This window comes from Pontibacter korlensis, from assembly GCF_000973725.1.
GTDB lineage: Bacteria > Bacteroidota > Bacteroidia > Cytophagales > Hymenobacteraceae > Pontibacter > Pontibacter korlensis.
This window is the reverse complement of sequence record NZ_CP009621.1, coordinates 3,956,588-3,977,681: the sequence shown is the minus strand read 5'-3', so window position 1 is coordinate 3,977,681 and position 21,094 is coordinate 3,956,588. Positions and strand designations below refer to the sequence as shown.

General features: G+C 44.5%; 17 protein-coding genes and 1 tRNA gene. 5 read left to right on the top strand and 13 right to left on the bottom strand.

All coding sequences use genetic code 11. The annotated features are described in order from the left end of the window. Positions 1–70 precede the first annotated feature (70 nt). The gene (arsC, locus tag PKOR_RS17090; protein ID WP_046314607.1) at positions 71–412 is read right to left on the bottom strand and encodes an arsenate reductase (glutaredoxin); all 342 of its coding nucleotides are present in this window, start codon (positions 410–412) and stop codon (positions 71–73) included. A 122-nt stretch (positions 413–534) separates the two neighbouring features. Here arsC and PKOR_RS17085 point away from each other — a divergent pair, with 122 nt between their 5' ends. Next, the gene (locus tag PKOR_RS17085) at positions 535–1,305 is read left to right on the top strand and encodes a LolA-like protein (RefSeq protein WP_046312351.1); all 771 of its coding nucleotides are present in this window, start codon (positions 535–537) and stop codon (positions 1,303–1,305) included. Positions 1,306–1,452: 147 nt separating this feature from the next. On the opposite strand, the gene leuB is transcribed toward PKOR_RS17085, so the two are convergent. Genes leuB through PKOR_RS17065 form a run of 4 tightly spaced genes read right to left on the bottom strand, consistent with a single transcriptional unit; the run spans position 1,453 to position 5,717 of the window. Beyond that, positions 1,453–2,571 (bottom strand): 3-isopropylmalate dehydrogenase, encoded by a 1,119-nt coding sequence (gene leuB / locus PKOR_RS17080; RefSeq protein WP_046312350.1) that lies wholly within the window; start codon positions 2,569–2,571, stop codon positions 1,453–1,455. Then, a complete protein-coding gene (gene leuD / locus PKOR_RS17075) occupies positions 2,559–3,155 on the bottom strand; it encodes a 3-isopropylmalate dehydratase small subunit (RefSeq protein ID WP_046312349.1) in 597 nt (198 codons plus the stop codon). The genes leuB and leuD overlap by 13 nt, the downstream gene beginning before the upstream one ends. Further along, positions 3,155–4,549: a 3-isopropylmalate dehydratase large subunit gene (leuC, locus tag PKOR_RS17070; protein ID WP_046312348.1), complete on the bottom strand. Its 1,395-nt coding sequence runs from the start codon at positions 4,547–4,549 to the stop codon at positions 3,155–3,157. The genes leuD and leuC overlap by 1 nt, the downstream gene beginning before the upstream one ends. Position 4,550: 1 nt before the next feature. Next, positions 4,551–5,717, bottom strand: coding sequence for a 2-isopropylmalate synthase (locus tag PKOR_RS17065; protein ID WP_052738927.1), 1,167 nt, complete (start codon positions 5,715–5,717; stop codon positions 4,551–4,553). Between the two features lie 166 nt (positions 5,718–5,883). On the opposite strand from PKOR_RS17065, the gene PKOR_RS17060 reads away from it, so the two are divergent. Next, the gene (locus tag PKOR_RS17060; RefSeq protein ID WP_046312347.1) at positions 5,884–7,428 is read left to right on the top strand and encodes a hypothetical protein; all 1,545 of its coding nucleotides are present in this window, start codon (positions 5,884–5,886) and stop codon (positions 7,426–7,428) included. A gap of 124 nt (positions 7,429–7,552) precedes the next feature. Here the strand turns inward: PKOR_RS17060 and ung are convergent, their stop codons facing one another. Further along, positions 7,553–8,215 (bottom strand): uracil-DNA glycosylase, encoded by a 663-nt coding sequence (gene ung / locus PKOR_RS17055; protein ID WP_046312346.1) that lies wholly within the window; start codon positions 8,213–8,215, stop codon positions 7,553–7,555. A 100-nt stretch (positions 8,216–8,315) separates the two neighbouring features. Here ung and apaG point away from each other — a divergent pair, with 100 nt between their 5' ends. Beyond that, positions 8,316–8,702, top strand: coding sequence for a Co2+/Mg2+ efflux protein ApaG (gene apaG, locus PKOR_RS17050; RefSeq protein WP_046312345.1), 387 nt, complete (start codon positions 8,316–8,318; stop codon positions 8,700–8,702). 88 nt (positions 8,703–8,790) lie between these two features. Next, entirely contained in the window at positions 8,791–9,576 is a 786-nt protein-coding gene (locus PKOR_RS17045; protein WP_046312344.1) for an O-methyltransferase, read from the top strand. Positions 9,577–9,658: 82 nt separating this feature from the next. Here PKOR_RS17045 and kdsA read toward each other — a convergent pair whose 3' ends face one another. Together kdsA and PKOR_RS17035 are read right to left on the bottom strand one after the other, a co-directional pair. Next, positions 9,659–10,468, bottom strand: a complete 810-nt coding sequence (gene kdsA, locus PKOR_RS17040; RefSeq protein ID WP_046312343.1) for a 3-deoxy-8-phosphooctulonate synthase — start codon at positions 10,466–10,468, stop codon at positions 9,659–9,661. Positions 10,469–10,543: 75 nt separating this feature from the next. Next, positions 10,544–11,155, bottom strand: a complete 612-nt coding sequence (locus tag PKOR_RS17035) for a methyltransferase domain-containing protein (protein WP_046312342.1) — start codon at positions 11,153–11,155, stop codon at positions 10,544–10,546. Between the two features lie 119 nt (positions 11,156–11,274). On the opposite strand from PKOR_RS17035, the gene PKOR_RS17030 reads away from it, so the two are divergent. Next, a complete protein-coding gene (locus PKOR_RS17030) occupies positions 11,275–12,216 on the top strand; it encodes a hypothetical protein (RefSeq protein WP_046312341.1) in 942 nt (313 codons plus the stop codon). 303 nt (positions 12,217–12,519) lie between these two features. Here PKOR_RS17030 and cphA read toward each other — a convergent pair whose 3' ends face one another. The 5 genes from cphA to PKOR_RS17005 form a co-directional block, all read right to left on the bottom strand. Then, positions 12,520–15,147, bottom strand: a complete 2,628-nt coding sequence (gene cphA / locus PKOR_RS17025) for a cyanophycin synthetase (protein ID WP_046312340.1) — start codon at positions 15,145–15,147, stop codon at positions 12,520–12,522. Positions 15,148–15,513: 366 nt separating this feature from the next. Next, positions 15,514–15,584, bottom strand: a tRNA-Cys gene (locus PKOR_RS17020). Positions 15,585–15,886: 302 nt separating this feature from the next. Continuing rightward, positions 15,887–17,581: an asparagine synthase B gene (gene asnB, locus PKOR_RS17015; protein ID WP_046312339.1), complete on the bottom strand. Its 1,695-nt coding sequence runs from the start codon at positions 17,579–17,581 to the stop codon at positions 15,887–15,889. A gap of 480 nt (positions 17,582–18,061) precedes the next feature. Next, positions 18,062–19,954, bottom strand: a complete 1,893-nt coding sequence (gene rpsA / locus PKOR_RS17010; RefSeq protein WP_046312338.1) for a 30S ribosomal protein S1 — start codon at positions 19,952–19,954, stop codon at positions 18,062–18,064. Positions 19,955–20,580: 626 nt separating this feature from the next. Continuing rightward, a complete protein-coding gene (locus PKOR_RS17005) occupies positions 20,581–21,084 on the bottom strand; it encodes an HNH endonuclease (protein WP_046312337.1) in 504 nt (167 codons plus the stop codon). Positions 21,085–21,094: the final 10 nt, after the last annotated feature.

Genomic DNA, 21,094 nt, shown 5'->3' with positions numbered 1-21,094 from the left:
GAGCACCGGATACGGTGCTCTTTCTGTTTTTAATGCCTCCTCAATAGAAATTCGGCCTTGATTAGAGCTGTTACAATAACACTTGCACGTTTTCAGGCGGACGCCCAAGTACAGCTTTATTATCTTTCACTACGATAGGCCGCTCTATCAGAACCGGATTCTCCACCATCACCTGTATCCACTCGTCATCGCTTAGCTGCTTGCCGTTAAACTGCTCTTTGTAAACAGCTTCCCCTTTACGAAGCAGCTGCACCGGTTTCATGTTTAACTTCTTTAGTATATCGCGCAGCTCCTCAGCGGTTGGAGGGGTTTTAAGATACTCTATTACTTCTACCTCCTGCCCTGCTTCATTGAGCAGCGCAAGAGTTTGGCGACTCTTGCTGCAACGATTGTTATGGTATATTTTAAGCATAGCTCTCCGTTTTGATAAACCATGAAGGTAGGAAAAAAAGGCGTGCCTACCATAAATCAAATAAGGATACAGCATCAGAGTATTTTAGTAATTTGAAGCCCCAGTTAACCAAATCAACCACTATGAAAAAACATTTTTTTAGACGGCGTAGCTTAGTACTGCTTTGCCTCTCTTTTCTATCCTGCTATAGCTTTGCCGAGGCAGCCAGACCTAAGTTTAAAACTGGTGCAGAAGTAGTAAATGCAATGTATAAGCGCTGGCAAGGCAAATGGTACCCAAACTTTCAGTTTGAGCAACGTGCTATTTTCTACGAGAAAGGACAAGTGACTAAACAGGAAGTATGGCAGGAGATATATAGCCAGCCCGGACGACTACATATTCGTTTCGATGGTTTTGAGACTGGTAACGGTGCAGTGTTTGCTCAAGATTCTGTTTACCGCTTTAAAGAGCACAAATTGGCAGGAAAAATGCCCCAGATTCACCCACTCTTGCTGTTGTCTTTCGATGTATACTTCTATAAGCCAGAGGAAACACATGCAAAGCTGGAGCAGCTTAAGTTTGACATGAACAAAGTATACGAAGCGAACTGGCAGGGCCGCAAGGCTTATGTAATTGGCACCACTGACCCAAAAGATGATGCTAGCAATCAGTTCTGGGTAGACAAAGAGCGACTGTATGTACTAAGGGTGCTAACGAATAACAAAGGAACTGTCAGGGATGTTGAAATGAACAACTACCAATTGATAGAAAAGAAATGGGTTGCAACTGAAATAGTTTTCAAAACGAATGGGGAAACAACCCTACGTGAAGTATACTACAACATGAGCTTTCCGAAAAGCACCAACGACGGTTGGTTTGATCCAGACAATTTCAGCAACACCCGCTGGCAATAGAAAAAAGAAAGCCGCTGAAACCCAAATCAGCGGCTTTTTAGTGCGCTCAAACCTGAGAAGCACATGCTTTAAAAAACTGCAATCCAGAAGAAAGCAGCTTAATCAATCTGGAATTAAAAACTAATCAAAACTATTTTCTTTATCATTTTAGATGATGGTACTCAGACCAATCTCTATGTTGCTTTTATGAGGCTCCACTTCATCGCCTTCTAACACCGTATAGGCTATGAAATTACCTATCTGCTCTGTTGTATAAGGCGACTCCTTGTTAAGTTCCTGTGTCAGGATATTGCTGTTGATTGCCTTCTGCACACCTTCTCTTACACAAGCAGCCTCGGTTGGAAGCTCCAGGTAGTCTAGAAGCATGGCAGCAGAAAGTATGGCAGCTATAGGGTTGGCAATACCTTTGCCCTTACCTTGAGGGAAAGAACCATGTATCGGCTCAAACACTCCTACGCCATCACCAATAGATGCTGAAGGTAACAACCCGATAGAACCACCAATAACTGAGGCTTCATCAGATAGTATGTCACCAAACATGTTTTCTGTCAGTATCACATCAAACTGTCTGGGATTCAGGATAAGCTGCATGGCAGCATTGTCCACAAATAAGTAATCGACCTGTACATCTTTATACAATTGAGAGACCTCCTGCACCACCTCTCTCCATAATCTTGATGTCTCCAGCACATTTGCCTTATCTACCAGGGTTAGGATACCATGACGTGAAGCAGCAGCTTTAAAAGCTTGATGGGCAATGCGTTCTACCTCTTCTCTGGTATATGTACAGGTGTCATATGCACTATTTTCGTCGCGGCCTTTTTCTCCAAAATATGTTCCGCCAGTAAGTTCACGGTAAATCAGAATGTCTGTACCAGCAATGCGCTCAGGCTTAAGCGGAGAGTACTCAAGAAGTTGCTCATATGCAACAACTGGGCGCAAGTTGGCATAAAGCCCTAGTGCTTTGCGCAGCCCAAGAAGTCCTTGCTCTGGTCTTACCTTTGCACTAGGATCTTTATCATACTTTGGATCCCCTATAGCTCCAAGCAAAACGGCATCTGCCCATTCACAGGCTTCAAGAGTTTCTGCTGGTAAAGGAGTACCTGTTGCATCAATAGCACAAGCTCCCATTAGCTCATAGCGGAAAGTAAACGTGTGATTAAATTTTTCTGCAACAGCCTGTAGTACTTTTACAGCCTCCTGGCACACTTCCGGTCCAATACCGTCTCCCGGAAGAACCACTATTTTCTTATCTAATACACCCATGGTCTGTTTGCTTCATAGTTTTCAATTTCACTCTTCTGGCTTACCAGAAAATCAATATCATCGTAGCCATTCAAAAGACACTCTTTCTTATAGGCATCAATTTCGAAAGGCACTACCAGCTCCATGACAGGTACCTGTAGCTCTTGTTGCTCAAGGTTTATGATGAACTCTGTCTCTGGAATCTCTTGAATCTGCTTCAGCAACTGTTGCAACACGTTTTCAGGAACCTGCAGCGGTAACAAGCCATTGTTCAGAGCATTTCCCTTGAAGATATCCGCAAAGTAACTGCTGATAACAGCACGAAAACCAGCATCATATATAGCCCAGGCTGCGTGCTCACGGCTGGAGCCACAACCAAAGTTCTTTCCGGCTACCAAAACCTGACCACTGAAGCGGCTATTGTTTAATGGAAAGTCTGCTTTAGGGCTTCCATCATTGTGGTAGCGCCAATCCCGGAATAAATTTTCCCCAAATCCTTCGCGTGTAGTTGCCTTCAGGAAACGGGCTGGTATGATTTGATCTGTATCTATATTCTCAACGGGCAGAGGAACTGCTCGCGAGCGTAATACTTTAAACTTCTCCATCAGTTCACGTAATCCATGATGTTTACAATTTTGCCTTCCACTGCCGTGATAGCCGCAACTAGTGGGCTGGCAAGTAAGGTTCTCGCCCCTGGTCCTTGACGCCCCTCAAAATTTCTGTTTGAAGTAGACACGCAGTAAGCGCCAGCGGGAATTTTATCTTCATTCATGGCAAGGCAGGCACTACAGCCTGGTTCGCGTAGCTCAAAACCGGCTTCGGCCAGTATGGTATCAAGCCCTTCAGCTTTTGCCTGCTGCTCCACTAGCTTGGAACCAGGGACTATAATTGCCTCCACATGATTTGCCTTGCGCTTGCCTTTTACATACTCTGCCACTACACGTAAATCCTCAATGCGGGAATTTGTGCAGCTACCAATAAACACGTGTGTAATCTCACGGCCTAAGAGAGTCTCGCCAGGCGCAAAGCCCATATAAGTCAAGGATTTCAGCATCCCCTGCTCATCAACTTCAGCTGTAGAAACAGGTATCGCTTCTTGCACCGCCATGCCCATAGCTGGATTGGTGCCGTAAGTGATCATCGGGGTCATGTCTTCAGCCTTGAAAGTATACTCCACGTCGAACGTGGCATTTTTGTCGGAGTATAGTGTGCTCCAGTATGCTACAGCTTTCTCCCACTGTTCACCCTTCGGTGCATACTTTCTGCCTTTTAAATAATTTAGCGTTGTTTGGTCTGGTGCTACCAAACCACCACGCGCACCCATCTCTATGCTCATGTTGCAGACTGTCATGCGCCCCTCCATACTTAGCTCACTTACAGCCTGCCCTGCATACTCTACAAAGTAGCCAGTAGCACCCCCTGTGCCTAGTTGTGCAATGATATAAAGGATCATGTCTTTGGCAGAGACACCTTTTCTCAGCGAGCCAGTAACATTTATGCGCATTCTTTTTGGGCGGCTCAGCAGCAAGCACTGAGAAGCCATTACCTGCGCTACCTGGCTGGTACCAATACCAAAGGCTATGGTGCCAAAAGCTCCGTGGGTAGAAGTATGGCTATCACCGCACACCATAGTCATACCTGGCTGTGTTATACCTAGCTCAGGTCCGATTACGTGCACAATACCCTGATGCTCATGTCCAAGGCCAAACAACTCTACACCATATTTAGAGCAGTTTTCTGTCAGCTTATCTACCTGAGAGCGTGAAAGAGGCTCCTCGATTGGCAGGTGTTGATTACGCGTAGGAACGTTATGGTCAGCAGTAGCAACAATCTGGTTTTTACGGAAAAGTGGTAGTTCTCTCCTCCCCAGTTCATCAAATGCCTGCGGGCTTGTTACTTCATGTATCAGGTGACGGTCAATGTAAAACACATCCTGACCTCCTGGCAGAGATCGCACCACATGATTATCCCAGATCTTATCAAAAAGCGTCTTTGCCATATTAGCTTACCAGTGTTAGTTTATTCTCCTCTACCAACTGGTGCAGATCATTATCAAGCACCTCTTTCTTCACATCAGCTACAGCCAGAAAAGAAGTGTAGGCAATATCCAGCATCTCCTTTTCTAGGTTGTATCCTAGCTTCTGTAGCCTGTAGGCAAGAGCAGCTCTTCCTGAGCGGGCAGTAAGTACAATTGATGAACTATCTACCCCTACCTCTTTAGGGTCAATAATCTCGTAGGTGCTGCGGTTTTTTATCACGCCATCCTGGTGAATACCACTGGAGTGGGAGAAAGCATTAGCGCCGACAATAGCTTTGTTAGGTTGTACTGGCATGCGCATCATATGTGACACCAGCGTAGATGTTTCGGTGAGAAGTTTGCTATTGACGGAAGTATACAGGTTGAGGTACGGATGCTGACGCATGATCATCACCACTTCCTCCAGGGCTGTGTTGCCAGCTCGCTCCCCTACTCCGTTGATGGTACACTCTATTTGGCGGGCACCGTTGATAGCTCCAGCTATGGAGTTGGCCGTTGCCAAACCCAGGTCATTATGACAGTGGGTAGAAAGAATTACGTTTTCAATGCCCTCTACATGTTCGTAGAGATACTTTATCTTGGCGCCATACTCTTGCGGCAGACAGTAACCAGTAGTATCAGGTATGTTTAATACTGTGGCACCTGCCTTTACCGCCGCTGAGCATACTCTGGCTAAGAATTCATTTTCAGTTCTGCCGGCATCCTCGGCGTAAAATTCTACATCCTCGACAAAGGACTTAGCTAATTTTACAGCTTGTACTGCACGCTCCAGAACTTGCTCTTGTGTAGAGCGTAGTTTATACTTGATATGCGACTCAGAAGTACCGATACCAGTATGTATCCGTCCATATTTAGCCTCTTTTAAGGCATCAGCGGCCACTCTTATATCTTCCTCAACTGCACGTGAAAGGCCGCATATGGTGGCTTGTTTTGTCTGGCGGGCAATAGCACGCACAGCCTCAAAATCACCAGGGCTTGAAACCGGAAACCCAGCTTCAATCACGTCTACACCCAGCTCCTCCAGTTGTCGGGCAATTACCAGCTTCTCTTCCTTATTTAGTTTGCAACCTGGCACCTGCTCGCCATCGCGCAGGGTGGTATCGAATATCTGAATTTTCTGTGCCGACATCTCTTTTTAATTCTTTTCGGACTACATTTACAACTGAACTTGCCTCTAAATACAGGGTTTTACATCGGCACCAAAAACTATTTACAAGTGTTGCTACTATTTCTAAGAGGCACAACACCAATTGTAATACACTGACATACAACAACATAAACAGAAACTATATACAATGTCTAACGTTTCGCAGGACGCTGTTTTTCAATTAATAAAAACTTTGGCTCGCTCAGAGAAGCGACATTTCAGGCTATTTGCAACAAGGCAAGGCTCTAGTAGCGATATAAAATTCCTGCAGCTTTTTGACGCTTTAGACGGAATGTCTCATTATGATGAGGAACAGGTGCTGAAGCAGGTTCCCGGAATCAAGAAGGCACAGCTAGCTAACCAGAAGGCTAACCTCTATAAACAGATGTTGGCTAGCCTGCGCCTGTACCATGCTAACCAGAACCTGGATATACAGCTACACGAGCAGTTAGACCATGCGCGTGTTCTATACAATAAGGGCTTGTATCAGCAGAGCCTGAAAATGCTGGAGAAGGTCAAAGTAGCTGCTCAGCAGGCTTCGTACCAACATACAGCTTTAACCGCACTAACCTTTGAGAAGCAGATAGAGCAGCAGTATATTACACGCAGCTTAGAGGGCAGAGCAGAAGCTTTAACCGAAGAAGCAAATGACTTATTAGGCCACTTATCTCGGATACACCATAACTCCAGTTTAGCTTTACGCCTATATGGTCTATATATAAAACTGGGGCATGCCCGGACACAAGAAGAGCGAGACAAACTAACCGAGTTCTTCAAGGCCAATGTGCCTACACTTGATCCCAAGAAAGCCTGCTTCTCTGAGAAGCTCTCTTTTTACCAGTCTCATGTGTGGTACAACTATATATTGCAAGACTTTAAGTCCTGCTATCGCTATGCACAAAAGTGGGTAGATCTGTTTGAGGAGGAGCCTCCTATGAAGCAGCAACAAACCACTGACTACATCAAAGGCCTCCACAACCTGCTACTAGCGCTGTACAACATGCTCTATTATAGTAAATTTAAAGAGGCACTCAAGAAACTGGAGGATTTTGCAGCTGACGCCGACCGTAGAAGCAACCCTAACATCGAGATGTTATTGTTCCTGTACATCTATACGAATCGCATCAACGCCTTTTATATGGAAGGGCAGTTTACGGAAGGTCTAAAGATTGTGCCGGAGATTAAACGCAACCTCAATGTTTTTAAGCAACAGTTAGATCCGCACCGCCAGCTTATATTCTTTTATAAGATTGCCTGCTTATACTTTGGCAGCGGCGATTATAATGGCACAATCATTTACCTGGAGAAGATTATCCATTATAAGGACGTAAACTTAAGAGAAGATATACAATGCTTTGCCCGCATTCTGAACCTGATTGCCCATTATGAGGCTGGCAAAGATGAGCTACTGGATTACCAGGTAAAATCGGTTTATCGTTTCTTAGGCAGAATGAATGACCAACAGCCAATGCAGGTAGCTATATGTAAGTTCCTGCGCAACCTGCCGGATATAAACCCGCTGGAGTTGAAGTCCGCCTTCATAGATTTAAAGGAAACGCTCTTAAAGATTGCTGATAATCCGCTATACAGACGTCCGTTCCTTTACCTGGATATAATTTCATGGCTCGACAGTAAGATTAAAAACGTGCCGGTGCAGCAGGTAATGCAGCAAAAATTCAGAAACATGAAATAAAGCTGCTATCACGCCGATGTGTAAAGCATTAAACTAAAAAGTGTCATTTAGAACAGCTGCTTACCTGTTACTTAAGCAGTTATCTGAAATGACACTTTTCAAAGATATAGAAGAGTCTCCTACCCTACCAGTCTACAGGTTCCTTGCCATGCTGCTGCAGGTAGGTATTTGCTTTACTAAAATGGCGGCTACCGAAGAACCCTCTGTCCGCTGCAAACGGCGAGGGATGGGCCGCCTTTAGCACCAGGTGTTTTCGCTCATCAATAAAGCCTCCTTTCTTTTGAGCATAAGCCCCCCAGAGCATGAACACAACATTCTCCTTTAGCTCATTTACCTTTTGCACCACTGCATCTGTAAACTCCTCCCAACCTTTTCGCTGGTGAGAGCCTGCATTGCCTGCCCTAACCGTTAGAGTGGCATTTAATAGAAGTACACCTTGAGTGGCCCATCGCTCCAGGTTTCCTGTGGCAGGTATATCCTTACCAAGGTCGCTTTTTATCTCTTTAAAAATATTAAGGAGAGATGGCGGTGTGCGCACCTTGTCACTTACCGAAAAAGCCAGGCCGTTGGCTTGGTTCGGTCCATGGTATGGGTCTTGCCCCAGAATTACAACCTTTACCTTATCGAAAGGGCACATCTCAAAAGCATTGAAAATCTGGTTGCCTGACGGATAAACTTTTTGTGTCGCGTATTCGTCTCTTACAAAAGAAACCAGTTCCTTAAAGTATGGTTTTTCAAATTCATCTTGTAAGATATTTTGCCAGCTTTCTTCTATCTTTACATGCATGGGTTAGTTTGGCTTGTTGGGTTAGATTTAAAGAAGCCATAACCGCTACCGCATGCGCAGCAGCCGCAATGGTTTCTAAGTATACAAAAAACTCTGGAACATGGATACAAAAACAACGGAAGGTGTAAAAGTAAGTGTTACCACCAACTACTTACCTGACTATTCTAGTCCGGTACAGCAGCACTTTGTTTTTGCCTACAGGATAAAGATAGAGAACAACAGTGAATTTACTGTGAAGCTGCTGCGTCGCCATTGGTACATACACGATGCTACAGGCCAAATGCGCGAAGTGGAGGGTGAAGGAGTTGTAGGACAGCAACCAACTTTGGAACCTGGCGAGATGCATGAGTATGTATCCGGCTGCAACTTAAAAACCGGCATTGGTAAAATGCGAGGCACCTACCTAATGGAGCGTCTTGTGGATGGTCGAAAATTCGACGTAACCATACCAGAGTTTACACTAGTTGTACCTTATAAACTTAATTAACCAGCACATAATCACCTTTAGCACAAGCCAGTAAAGCGTTCAGCTAAAAGTTTTAACTTAGCTTTGTAGCTATAGCACAACACACCCTGTGTCATACTTCCGTTTAGCCGCTGATTACCTGCACTACCGCCTGCGCGCTTATAAGCTGCACGGTGTCCACTCCCCTTTTGTGTTCGACCTGTACCACAACGTAATCCATCACTCCGGTCACTTTCTGGCCTACGACCAAGTTGAAACGCTGCGTGATGATTTACTGCAGGATAGTAGCCAACTACAGGTAACCGATTTTGGTGCTGGCTCCAGAAGTATAAACCAAAAAACAAGGCAGGTAAAGGATATTGCCAGAACTTCGGCTAAGCCAGCTAAGTATGGACAGCTGCTGTTTCGCTTGGCAAATCATTTTCAGCCACAAACTATCTTTGAACTGGGTACCTCACTCGGTATAACAACCTCATACTTGGCAGAAGCCAGAAAAACAGCTCACATCTATACTTTTGAAGGCTGCCCAAACATTGCCCAAACTGCAAAGAAGAACTTTTCTAAGCTCGGCTACCAAAATATAGAACTAATAGAGGGTAACCTTGATGAGACGCTGGAGCGCCAGCTACAAAAGGTTGAGCAGCTTGACTTAGCTTTTCTGGATGGGAACCATCGGTACGAGCCAACACTGCAGTATTTTGAAAGTTGTCTGGCGAAAAGCCATGAGGGAACGGTGCTCGTGCTGGATGATATATACTGGTCTGGAGAAATGAAGCGCGCCTGGAAAGAAATCAAGCGCCACCCCAAAGTTTGCCAAACCGTGGACTTATACTTTGTAGGCCTGGTGTTCTTCCGAAAGCAACAACCCAAAGAGAACTTTACGCTGTTTTACTAAATTAAGTGGAGCTTGAAACAAAAAGGCCAGAAGAGCTTAAATATAAAGTTCTTCTGGCCTTTTTGTTAAATAATCTAAGAAACTAGCTAATGGCCTGGCGAATACGCACAAGCTTTTGCAGGAGTACTTCCAGTTGGTCTAATGGAAGCATATTAGCTCCGTCAGACTTAGCAATACTTGGCTCTGGGTGAGTCTCAATGAACAAGCCATCTGCTCCTACAGCTATTGCAGCCTTTGCGATAGTCTCTATCAGCGCTGGCTTACCTCCTGTTACACCTGAGCTTTGGTTTGGCTGCTGCAACGAGTGTGTAATGTCCATCACCACAGGTGCACCAGTAGCACGCATTGCAGGTATATTTCTGAAGTCAACCACCAGATCTGAATAGCCAAAGCTGTTCCCACGGTCTGTTAGAATTACCTTGTCATTTCCTGATTCGCGTACTTTGTCAACAGCAAATCGCATGGCATCTCCAGACAAAAACTGACCTTTCTTGATATTCACAACCTTACCAGTATTGGCAGCAGCTACCAAAAGGTCAGTCTGGCGGCATAAAAAAGCAGGTATCTGTAACACATCCACATACTCTGCAGCCATGGCAGCCTCAGCGCTTTCATGTATATCAGTAACCACAGGAACGTCAAACTCTCGGCCAATCTTTTGCAAAATTCTCAATGCCTTTTCATCACCAATGCCTGCAAAAGAGTCCAGGCGTGAGCGATTGGCCTTACGATAAGAGCCTTTAAAAATCCACGGCACCTGCAGTTTGTCTGTTATTGTTTTTACACGTTCTGCAATTTGCAGCGCCATCTCCTCCCCCTCTATAGCACAAGGGCCAGCCATCAGGAAGAAGTTGCCGCTATCAGTATTCTTTAACTTTGGTATCTCAAACATATCTCTCTTATACTTTAGGTTGCCTTAAAGGTGTTGCAAAGGTAGAAATCAAACGCGAATTCTGAGGCTCCTCTATTACTTTAATATAGTTTTAGACTCCTCCTTTACCTGCAGAAGAATAAATAGCTCCCGGCCCTCTCTGGGTGGAATAGAGTTGTATGCTTTTTCGAAATGCAGGAAGTTGAAGTATGGCTCAAAGTATTTCCGGTACTCATTACGATCACCGCCAAAAGGAGGCCCAGGATTAGAAAATGTGGTATCAAAGAGCAGGCCCATCAATTTGCCACCAGGTTTTAAAAGCTGGGCACTTTTTTCTGCATACTGCGGCCTTAGCTGTGGATCGAGGGCGCAGAAGAACGTCTGCTCTATGATCAGGTCATACTGCTCCTGTAGTTCAAAAAAGTTCTGGTGCAGGAGGTGACTTTTGGGAAAAGCTGGTACACGCGAAGCAAAATTCGTTAAAGGTGCTTCTGCCACGTCAGCTACGTAAACATTATTAAACCCGTTATAGAACAAATATTCTGCCTCATAAGCATTGCCACTGCCCGGAATCAAAATGCGCGCAGCTTTGTTGTCCAACTGATCAAAATAATCTCGGAGCGGCTGCGTTATACCTCCAACATCCCAGCCAGTCTGGTTTTGCTGGTAGCGCTGCTGCCAATATGCTGCGGTAAAATCTCGGTTCATCTTTCTAATATTACAAAATCAAATTTATATATTTGACTCTTGCACTGTTCTGGATTTTTATGCCAGCACTAAAACTAATGTATAACATCGGGTAATCAAACATCAAACATTATAAGAACATGTCAGCAAACACTCCTGAAACACGAAGTAACCGCAAATTATTGATAGGAGGCCTTTTGGTGGTGCTTATCAGCATCAATGGCATTCTGATCTACATGAACTATCAGAAGAAGGAGAAAACAGAAGAGCAGGCTGAAATCATCAACGTAAAAAACAGCGAGCTGGAAAACCAGATTAAAGTCTATGAGGCTTTAAAAGCAGATTTTGAGCGTCAGAGCCAAGAGCTTTCTGCTATGGGCCTGGAGAATGACTCTCTGGAGTCACAAATTGCCACTATTACTGCTGACCTGGAAGAACTTCGCGGTTTTAGAAAAAGAAGCTATAGTCTGGCTGATCAGCGTCGCTTCCGTGACAGAGCAAGTGCCTTCGAAAAACAGCTGCAGGAGAAAGACCAAGAAATTGCTCGCCTGAAGCAGGACAACGAAGTGTTGTTTACTGAGAATACAGACCTGAAAACCACGCAAACGCGCCTATCTGATAGCTTAACCACCATGCGCTCCACCAATGAGGAACTTAGCCAGCAAGTTCGTGTAGCTTCCAAGCTCGAGGCGCATGGACTTAATGTAAACATCATTAACCAGCGTGGTAAAGAGAAGGAAGACGATGACAATGAGTTTAGAGCAAAACGTGTCGACAAACTTCGCATCGATTTTACGTTGGCTAAAAACGATGTAGCAAAGAAGGAGCCTAAGACAGTTTACATGCGTATGATCGAGCCGGATGGTGCTGCACTGTACAACCTCTCTACAGGCTCAGGCACTTTCCAGGTTGACGGAGAAGACATGTATTATACTGCCAAGCGTGACTTTGTTTTTGACAACACACAGCAGGCGTTAAGCTTTACTTACGATAAAAATGCTGAGTATAAAAAAGGACAGCACACTGTAGAGCTTTATGCAGATGGCTTCCTGATTGGCAAAGCAACTTTCGTTCTGAAATAGACATTTTTTCTCTTTAGCCAAAGCATTCAAGCCCCTGCCATCTCTGCAGGGGCTTTTTTGTGTCAGCTATGTTCAATTCAAACAAGTATAGAGCAGTAACAGTACTACTTCTTGGTGCAAAAGCGGCAGCTAATAGCTAGAGTTAGTATGATAGATTACATAGCTAGCTACTGACCTAAACTAAATAGAGTTTTCACCTATACTTAAGCCATAAAAAAAGCCCTTACCTAGGGCAGGGGCTTTAGTCCATCGTTCACATGTAATATTTTCCTTTTATAATTTTCTAACATTGGTGTTTAGACTTTATTCTACAAAAACCTTTCGGTCCTGAATTACCTTGAAACTCTCTACCATTTTCACAGATTCGTGCACATCTTCTGTGAAAATGGCAATTATAGAACCAGGTTCTGCATGCTCCAGCGCATACGCAATGGCACGCATTTCCTCCGGAATCTGCCGTACTTCCTTATGTGGTGCAGTATCTTCTAACCCTTGCAGCACCGGTCCTAAAATTTCTTCCGCTGATTTGCCGCGCAAGTCAGAATCCAGGCGCACAATCACCTCATCAAAAATCTCCCCTGATACACAACCGATTTCATAAAAGTCTTGTGGCCTACGGTCTCCAACTGCTGCCACTATACCAACTTTTTTAGATACCTCCAGTGCGTTTATATATTCTCCCACAGCCCGCAAACCACCAACGTTATGGGCATAATCTACCAGCACGTCAAAGTTCGGAAACTTGAACAGGTTCATACGGCCCGGGGTTTTATTAGGCGATGGAATAAATGTTCGAAGCGAAGTTTTGATATCCTGCACATCAAAGTGTGAGATATAACCTGCCAAGGTTGCAGCAAGAATGTTCTCGATATTAAACTTTGCCTTACCACCAAATGTAAGCGGCACATCGGCAACACGATCTATCCTGATCTTATAGCTGTTTTTAAAGATGGAGATGTAGCCATTCTCGAAAACAGCTGCCAGGCCGCCTTTAGCAATGTGCTTCAGAATACGCGGGTTCTGCTCATCCATACTAAAGAGAGCTACTTTGCACTCTACTTCCTCAGCCATAGCATAAACCAGGTCATCATCGGCATTCAGTACAGCATAACCGTCTTTGCTCACGCTCTTAGGTATAACGGCTTTCAAACGTGCCAGCTCCTCTAGTGTATTGATGCCACCCAAGCCCAGGTGATCCGAGCTAACATTGGTTACAATACCAATGTCGCACTGCTCAAAGCCTAAGCCGGAGCGGAGTAAGCCTCCTCTGGCACATTCCAGTACGGCAAAGTTTACAGTTGGGTCCTTCAGCACAAACTGCGCACTGTAGGAGCCTGTCGTATCGCCCTTCTCTAACAGCTTGTCCTGGATATATATCCCCTCGGTAGTCGTATAGCCAACTTGGTACCCCTTATGCTTCACCATGTGCGCAATAAGGCGGGTGGTGGTGGTTTTACCATTAGTACCCGTAACAGCAATAATTGGAATACGTGCTGGCTTGTTATGTGGGAACAACATATCTACAACCGGCTCTGCTACATTACGTGGCAAGCCATAAGTAGGCGATATATGCATTCTGAACCCTGGCGCGGCATTAACTTCTAACACCGCGCCTCTACCTTCATTAAGCGGAATGGCGATATCAGTGGTCATTACATCTATGCCGCATATATCCAACCCGATTAAACCAGCAATACGCTCTGCCATCAGGATGTTATATGGGTCCACCAAGTCCGTAACATCTGTGGCTGTACCACCCGTGCTGATGTTAGCTGTACTCTTAAGGTATAGCACCTCACCTGCTGGCAACACGGATTGTGTAGTCAGGTTCAGATTTTTGAGGATGCTGCGCGTTTGCTGATCGACCTTTATTTTAGTGAGCACCTTTTCGTGACCAATGCCACGGCGAGGATCATTATTTTCTCTATCGATTAATTGCTTTATAGTAGAAACACCATCTCCTGTTACCATAGCTGGCGTTCGCTTGGCTGCAGCTACAAACTTTCCGTTGATAACCAGTAACCTAAAATCAAAGCCTTCGATAAACTGCTCCACAATTACGCCTGAAGAGTACTTCCTGGCTTCTACGAATCCTTTTTGAGCATCTTTAAGGTTCTTTATGTTGATAGTAGCGCCTTTCCCATGATTACCATCCAGCGGCTTTATCACCAATGGAAATCCTAGCCATTCCACTGCTTTTTTCAAATCATTGGGAGAATAAATGGTGCGCCCCTTTGGCACAGGTATGCCAGCATCATGCAAAATATCCTTAGTCGCTTTTTTATCACCCGCTATTTCTACAGCAAAGCACGCTGTTCTACAGGTCATGGTTGCCTGGATGCGCTTCTGATTTACCCCATAACCTAGCTGGATTAGGGAGTGGCGATTAAGACGGATATAGGGTATTCCTCTGCTCACAGCCTCCGACACTATAGAATAAGTACTTGGCCCGAAATATTCATCTTCACGGATGTCGTGGAGTCGCGTAATATCTTCGCTCAGCCTGTACCTTTCCCCTTTTACCAAAGCGTCAGTGATGCGAACTGCAGCATAGGCTGCAAATTCTCCTGCCCTCTCCTCCTGGTAAGAGAAAACCACCATCATCTGGCCTTCCTCATGTGCCGGATAGCATCGCCCATAGCCGCTGTCCATACCAGTCATAGTCTGTAGTTCAAGCGCCACATGCTGCACAATATGCCCAAAGGTAGTCCCCTCGTCTAAAGACTTAAAGAAACCGCCCTCCACTCCTTCTGAAGCACGGTGTTGCTGCATCTCGGGAAATAACTTCTTTAAGCGGGATGAGAATTGAGGTATGTCTTGTGTAGTTTTCTGTTTAAGGTCTTCCAAGTCTAGTTTTACAACAATTAGCTTCGGGTGCTTCACCGACCAGTAATTTGGTCCGCGCATAATGCGCAAATCTATGATCTTCATTGGTTCCTTGCTGTGTGAGCTATGCCTTGATAGTATTTGTGCTTAATGCCCATGGGAAAGAATGCCATGTATTAGGTAGCAATTCCTGAGATGACAGAAGCAGGATTATCATCCTGTACAATTTATTATACATCATGTTATCAAGCATTTACCTGCTTTCTGAATTATTTACAGGCATTTTTACATCTTTTAGTAGTCAAAACCTTCGTATTAGGATAAGGTCATTACGGATTTAAATGCCAAAAGATTGATGTAATCAGAGAAAAATAAGCGCGTGTGATCTGTCTCAGAAAATCACCTGAAAAAGAGTAAACAGAGATGGGTATAAAACAAAAATCCCCGCCAAGTATTCTTAGCGGGGATTAGAGGTAACGAGCGGATTCGAACCGCTGTAGCAGCTTTTGCAGAGCTGAGCCTAGCCACTCGGCCACGTTACCGTGTTGTTTGATTGGAGTGCAAATATACGTACAGAAATATACTTGTCAAACTTTACGCACTTATTTTTTACCAGAAGTGCTTCTTTCAAAGCCTGAAGCCTGAGCCCCAATATTTTGCAGTAAAATATTTTTTAGCGATATATTCAGGCAAAGCCACAAGAGCTACCTTCAAATTTGGAAAGCCGATGTTTAGTATACCGACTCGACGCCAGTTGCACCTGAATAGGGTTCAGTACAAGGATTATAAAAAAAGAAACCCCCACATACCTACGTGTGGGGGTTTCTTACTCTCACAATACTGCCTAGTTACTCACCTCACTAAGCAGATCTTTTTTATAGGCATCGGCATGAACGTTTGCTACTGCCCTGCCCGAAGGATCGTTTAAGTTCTTGAATGCTTCATCCCACTCCAATGCCACCGGAGTACTGCAGGCAACTGAAGGAACGGATGGCACGGACAATGCCGCCGCATCACTAGGAAAGTGCTCAGAGAAAATAGAGCGGTAATAATACTCTTCCTTAGTAGAGGGTGTCTGTATTGGAAATCTAAAGCGCGCATTTGCCAGCTGCTCATCGCTAACTTTTTCATTTACCATTTCTTTCAATGTATCAATCCAACTGTACCCCACCCCATCAGAGAACTGTTCCTTTTGTCGCCAAGCCACACTAGCAGGAAGGTAATCTTCAAATGCTTTTCGAAGCACCCACTTCTCCATTCGCTCTCCGTTTATCAACTTATCGTGTGGGTTTAGACGCATGGCAACATCCATGAACTCTTTGTCCAGAAATGGTACACGTCCCTCAATCCCCCAGGCACACAAAGATTTATTAGCGCGCAGGCAGTCGTACATGTGTAGCTTATCCAGCTTACGAACAGTTTCCTCATGAAACTCTTTGGCATTTGGAGCTTTGTGGAAGTATAAGTAGCCTCCAAAGATCTCATCAGCCCCTTCGCCAGAAAGCACCATTTTGATACCCATAGCTTTAATGGCACGAGCCATCAGGTACATAGGCGTTGAAGCCCTAACTGTAGTCACATCATACGTCTCGAGGTGATAGATAACATCACGCAATGCATCTATCCCCTCCTGTATCGTGAATTTTATTTCGTGATGAACCGTCCCGATATGGTCAGCCACTTTCTGAGCTGCAGCCAAGTCGGGCGAACCTTCCAAGCCAATAGCAAAAGAGTGCAGGCGTGGCCACCAGGCAGGGTCAACATCTTTACTTTCTATCCGCTTCTCTGCATACTTTTTTGCTATTGCAGAAGTAATAGAGGAATCTAATCCACCTGAAAGTAATACACCGTAAGGCACGTCGCTCATCAGTTGGCGATGAACTGCAGCCTCTAATGCTTCCCGTAGCTCTTGTATGTTTGTCTCATTCTCTGCTACATTCTTATACTCCATCCAATCACGGTCATACCATTTCTGGAAACCTTCTTCTTTACTGGACAAGTAGTGGCCAGGAGGAAACAACTCTATTTTTCCGCACTTCCCTTCCAAAGCTTTGAGTTCAGAAGCCACATAGAACGTACCGTTAAAATCCCAGCCAATGTACAGCGGAATGATACCCATGTGGTCGCGGGCAATCAGGTACTCGTCGTTCTCTATATCGTAGATGGCGAACCCAAATATGCCATTGAGGTCGTCCAGAAACTTAATGCCTTTCTCTTTGTAAAGCGCAAGAATAACCTCACAGTCTGACTTAGTCTGGAAATTGTAGTCTATATTAAGCCTTTCTTTTAGATCCAGGTGATTATAAATTTCGCCATTGGCTGCAAGCACAAGCTTTCCATCCTGGCTGAATAGAGGCTGCTTACCCGAAGTAGGATCTACTATGGCAAGACGCTCATGCGCCAGAATAGCTTTGTCATTACTAAATATACCGCTCCAATCTGGTCCACGGTGGCGAATGCATTTCGCCATTTCTAAGATCTGAGGCCGTAGGGCATCAGAAGCCTCCTTCAGTTCGAAGGCACATACAATTCCACACACGATTCTTGAGCTTTTAAATTAACGATAAGCAAAGATTGATAATTTTTTGACACTATCAAGTATAATTTCATATTAATTTATGTTTATCATTAACAATTTATCAAGACAAGTGAAATATTTTTGACTTTACAACATGAAAGACGAGGATTACGTGTTCACGTTAGAAGTTATCAAGAAAGAAAGAAATAGATAACTCCACATAATACATCTTTACTTGAATGTATATTCAAATCAACTGTCCATAGACAAAGTGATCTCTTATTGAAGAGATTTTCCTATCGCTAAACAATACACTTAATTTACCGCGCTGCCAGCTTATAATAGGTTTATGAGCCTTCCTTTATATTATCAAGCTTATGCTATAAGCCTGTTATAATCACTAGCTGTAGTTTTGTTGTGGAAGCTTCAGGTATTTAAGGAAACAAAAAAGCCCCGGATTGCTCCGGGGCTTTTTTGTTGTATAACAAGCTTAAAGATTAATTAAGCGTTGCTTTCGTCCTCAGAAGAATCTTCGTTGTTATCAGAATCTTTTGCTTTTTTAGCAGCAGCAGCTTCTAACTTCTTAACGCCAGCTTCTTTTTCATTCTCAAGCATCTGCTCTTTCAGGGCAGAAAGTGCATCCAGGTCACCTAGGGTAGACTTGTTTTCAGCATCTTTCTGAACTTTAGGAGCTTTATCTTTCTTCTCACCAGCTGCTGCAGGGGCAGCTTTCTTAGTAGCTCTTGCAGTTCTTGCAGAATCTACTTCAGAGTGTGTAGCAGTATGAGAAAGGATGATCTTACGATCATCTTTAGAGAACTCAGTTACTTTGAAGTCAAGGCTCTCACCAGCTTCAACCTGAGAACCATCCTCTTTTGCAAGACCTTTAGGGAACGCGAAACCTTCAATGCCGTATGGCAGCTCAAGTGTAGCGCCTCTGTCAGACTTCTCTAGAACAGTTGCTTTGTGAGTAGAGCCGATGTTGAATACAGATTCGAAAGTATCCCATGGGTTCTCCTCAAGTTGCTTGTGACCCAGCGCCAGTCTTCTGTTAGGAACATCAAGTTCCAGAACAACTACGTCAAGGTTCTCACCAACTTTAACAAACTCAGATGGGTGCTTGATTTTCTTAGTCCAAGACAGGTCAGATACGTGTACCAGACCATCAACACCTTCTTCTAGCTCCAGGAACAGACCGAAGTTTGTCAGGTTGCGAACGATACCAGTGTGCTTCGTACCGATAGCGTATTTCGTCAACACATCTTCTTTAGTCCATGGATCTTCCGTAAGCTGCTTGATACCAAGAGACATTTTACGCTCTTCGCGGTCAAGTGTCAATACAACTGCCTCAACCTCGTCGCCTTGCTTGATGAAGTCTTGTGGGTTGCGCAGGTGCTGTGACCATGACATTTCAGAAACGTGGATTAGACCTTCAACGCCTGGCATCAGCTCAAGGAATGCGCCGTAGTCAGCCACGTTAACGATTTTACCTTTAACTCTAGAGCCAACCTCAATCTCAGCTGGAAGTGCATCCCATGGGTGCGGAGTAAGCTGCTTCATGCCAAGAGAGATACGCTTCTTGTCATCATCGAAGTCAAGCACTACTACGTTAACCTTCTGGTCAAGCTGCAATACTTCCTCTGGGTGGTTGATACGGCCCCAAGAAATATCTGTGATGTGAAGCAGACCGTCTACGCCACCAAGGTCGATGAACACACCGAAGTTTGTCATGTTCTTGATAACGCCTTCCAGTACCTGACCGCGCTCCAGGTTGTTCAGGATAGCGGCACGCTGCTGCTCCAGGTCTTTCTCGATAAGTACTTTGTGAGAAACAACTACGTTGTCGAAAGCGGCGTTGATTTTCACAACTTTCACTTCCATTTTCTTACCTACGAACACATCGAAGTCGCGAATTGGCTTCACGTCAATCTGTGAACCTGGCAAGAAGGCCTCAACACCATGGATATCCATGATAAGACCACCTTTAGTTCTTCTCTTAACAACACCCTCCAGAACATTGTCGTTCTCAAGTGCATCGTAGATCTTAGCCCAAGCGCTAACGATTTTCGCTTTCTTGCGAGACAAGATAAGCTGACCGTTTGGATCTTCCTGGTCTTCGATAAATACTTCTACCTGGTCACCAGGCTTCAGGTCAGGCATGTCTCTGAATTCAGAAACTGGTACCAGGCCGTCAGATTTGAAACCAATGTTCAGGATCACGTCACGATCAGTGATACCTACCACGGTTCCAGTAACAACCTCCTGCTCCTGTACGGTAGTCAGGGTGTCGTCATACATTTTTTCCATTTCGGCTTTCTCTTCTTTGCTGTAGCCGCCGCCGAAACCCTGAGACTCAAACTTGTCCCAGTCGAAATTTTCTGGAGAATTACTCATATTGTTTTAACTGCTCTTGAGAAGCCACCGGCTTAGAGCAATGTAGCCGGTTTGGTTTAGTTATACATACTTGAGCTCCTGCCCAAGCCCATCCATTCGGATGAACCGCAAAATTAAGTAATTAATTCAAGAAATACTAGTTTACCCAGATATTACAACCTGCTTTTAGTGAGTGTTTTAAGAAAAGAAGTTTAGCCCTAATAGAATTTAGTAGTGGAGCGACGAGATTAAGTATTGTACTTATATTGTACTTATAGTAAGAAGCTATAAAGGAAAACCATATACTCTATTTAAATAGACGTTGGAAAGTACGACCAGCTAAATTCTCTCAGGCAAAATCTTAAGAAGTTATGCTCAATTAGGAATGCTGTTTTCAAAGCTGGGCCAACTAAACTTGGTTAAATGAGTTGACATTCCCCCCGCTAAAGCAGGTTGGATTCTTGGGCTACCTGGCTACTGCGACCGTATATCTCCCAAGTGCGAGGGCTTTCTTTGGCATTTACCCGTAAACCATATAAATTCTATAGAAGCCTGTTATTCAACCATTAAACAAGGCACAACTAAAACCTTGTTTAACAACAACTTATTAACTTTCCGCTAATTATATTAGTAGCATTAAAATACCATTAATTCTCCATATCAAGGTATACTCTCCAGTCTTTGTTACTAGGATTTAAGTGCAGTTGCAAAAAGGATTGAAGGGAAGGTCGCGTAGGTTTACGGAGCAGCTTTAATCCAGCCTCCTCAGGTGTACGATCACCTTTGCGGGCATTGCACCTAAAGCATGCTGTTACCAGGTTTTGCCACTTGGTTTCTCCTCCCCTGCACCGTGGCAAAAGATGATCGAGGGTAAGATGCTTTACAGAGCCGCAGTACTGACAACTATAGTTATCCCGTCGCATCACATTATGGCGGCTCAAAGCAATGCCGTAGTATGGAACACGAACGTAACGCTGCAAACGTATCACTGAAGGTACAGGATAAACGGTGCTGACAGTGTGCAAAAATTCGCCGTCAGACTTGGAGACCATTTCTGCTTTATCGAGGTACACCAGCAGAAAAGCTCTCTGTACCGAGCAAACGGCAATGGCACTGAAATCTTGATTGAGGATGAGGACTTTATCTTTCATGGCCAATTTC